General features: G+C 32.1%; 4 protein-coding genes. All 4 read left to right on the forward strand.

Annotated features, from left to right (window positions below):
• Positions 1–585, forward strand: a 585-nt coding sequence (locus HGP29_RS28065; RefSeq protein WP_211093446.1) for a DUF6756 family protein, incomplete at its 5' end; no start/stop codon positions are given.
• Between the two features lie 93 nt (positions 586–678).
• The gene (locus HGP29_RS28070) at positions 679–1,143 is read left to right on the forward strand and encodes a hypothetical protein (RefSeq protein ID WP_168885794.1); all 465 of its coding nucleotides are present in this window, start codon (positions 679–681) and stop codon (positions 1,141–1,143) included.
• A gap of 88 nt (positions 1,144–1,231) precedes the next feature.
• Entirely contained in the window at positions 1,232–1,585 is a 354-nt protein-coding gene (locus HGP29_RS29040; RefSeq protein ID WP_168885795.1) for a suppressor of fused domain protein, read from the forward strand.
• A 7-nt stretch (positions 1,586–1,592) separates the two neighbouring features.
• Positions 1,593–1,754: a suppressor of fused domain protein gene (locus HGP29_RS29145; protein ID WP_394354077.1), complete on the forward strand. Its 162-nt coding sequence runs from the start codon at positions 1,593–1,595 to the stop codon at positions 1,752–1,754.
• Positions 1,755–1,897 lie beyond the last annotated feature (143 nt).

Consider the following 1,897-nt stretch of genomic DNA (forward strand, 5'->3'; position numbering starts at 1 on the left):
CAGCTGAGAACAATAGCTAATCTCCATCCATCGGGTGACGCACCCGCTGGTCGTAGTTTAGCCATTACGTTACCTACAATTAGAATGAATAAAGACAGACATATAAAATCAAAGAGGAAAAGAACTTGGACAGATTTACGTGTCGAAATAAAGAAACTCTGTGAACAACTGAATCTTTCTAAAGATGAATTTTCAGAGGTAAACATTAAGGAATGGAAAGAAATTGAATCTAAAATTTGGACAAGGTTTACCTCAATTAAAAACTCAAGGTGGATATGGGAAACATTAGTGGATGACTACTCTGCAATTCCAGTAAATTATAAGACTCTTGACCTAGAGTCATTATTTGATTCGTCAGAAAAAGTGTGGTTTTTGCTTGGTGAATCTGTTAATGGACAAACTAAATTTTGGAATTATGATGGAACAATAAAGGCGTTTAATAAAATTTTTTGGGAGTCTTCGCGGACTGATGAAATATTGATTGTTTCAAAAAAGTATGAATGGATTTTAATCATAAATCATCACGACATTATGATTGGAACAGGGAAAATGAAAGACCAAATTGAAAAATTAAAAAGTAGGTAACAACAGCTAAAACTTCAAGTCTCGGTCGACGCGACCTCGCTCGCTGTTTAGCAATTTCGTTGTAGTCAATTTAAGCAAACAAACAAAAATTAGATGCAATATTCAGAGCCAGAAATACTATTAAGTCAAGAATCACCTAATTGTCCAATAAAAGCAATAGTGGAACAAGATGATAGAGTAGTATATTTTTATTTATGGAGCCAAGATAACTCAAAGTATAATGTAAAATCTTGTTGGGTTAGAAATCTGAAAGAAGCTCCAGAAAAATTAAACTCTGTTGAAATGGAAAGAGGTTTACCTCCAATGCAACCTAAACAATTTTGTAAATATCCTTTAGGTGAAGGAAAACTAAATAAATCAGATTTACAGATTCTATGGAACGAAGAAGGCGATTCTGCTATCTTATTAGAGAAAGGTCGAATTCTTTCTATTATCCCAAGTTGGAGTGGTGACAAAGGATTCCATGGTTATGCAAAAAATTGTTTAGATAATAGTTCATTAGCTTGGGAACTTACCACAGAAAATACATATATAAAACGAGCTTCAAAAGCTGTTTAAATTTTGGAATTCTTTAAGACAACCGACTAAGAATCTTTTTAAAGATATTCAAAATCAAGTTCTGAATGCATACATAGAAACTTTTGGTATGTATGATAACTATTTTGCAATTGATGGTGGTGAATGGCCTTCTAAAGGGCTATTTAAAAAAGTGCAAAATTCCTCGACTATCATATCAACTGTTGCCTTATCATTTTTACCAATGCCAACAGTTGAGTTATATCTTGAAGACTATCAGAATTTTAATCGAATAGAGTTAGGGTTAAGAGTTAATGATTTAACAGAAACGCATTTTAAAGAAATAGCGAATCAAATTGGTCCAATATCTAAAACACCTTGGGAAAACATTACTTTTTTAGGTGAAGGTCATACACTAAATTTAAAAATAAATGATAGGTTTGAATCTGTATTATTAACCAAAAAGATATCATCAAACAGATGAAATAAAGTTGGGTAATTTTAGAGAATCAAAAATCACTTTTTTATGGATGATTCCAATTACAAAAAAGGAAAGAGATATAGCAATATCTGAAGGAAGTGAAAAATTAATTTCTAAATTAAATATTTTAGGTACCGAAGTTTTTTCATTAAATAGGCCTGAAGTTTACTAAATTAAAAAGACTACAACACCAGCTATACATCAAGTCTCGGCCGACGCGTCCTCGCTCGCTGCATAGCAAATTCGTTGGGTATAATTGGGAAAAGATAAACTAAATGGAAAGCAAGCATAATGAAAATAAAAGCTCATTAAGAG

Source organism: Flammeovirga agarivorans (genome assembly GCF_012641475.1).
In the GTDB taxonomy this organism is placed as follows: Bacteria; Bacteroidota; Bacteroidia; order Cytophagales; family Flammeovirgaceae; genus Flammeovirga; species Flammeovirga agarivorans.

Bases quoted from the DNA above. Each gene is read 5' to 3' on its own strand.
- HGP29_RS28070 (WP_168885794.1), top strand. From the start codon at position 679: ATGCAATATTCAGAGCCAGAAATACTATTAAGTCAAGAATCACCTAAT.
- HGP29_RS29040 (WP_168885795.1), top strand. From the start codon at position 1,232: ATGTATGATAACTATTTTGCAATTGATGGTGGTGAATGGCCTTCTAAA.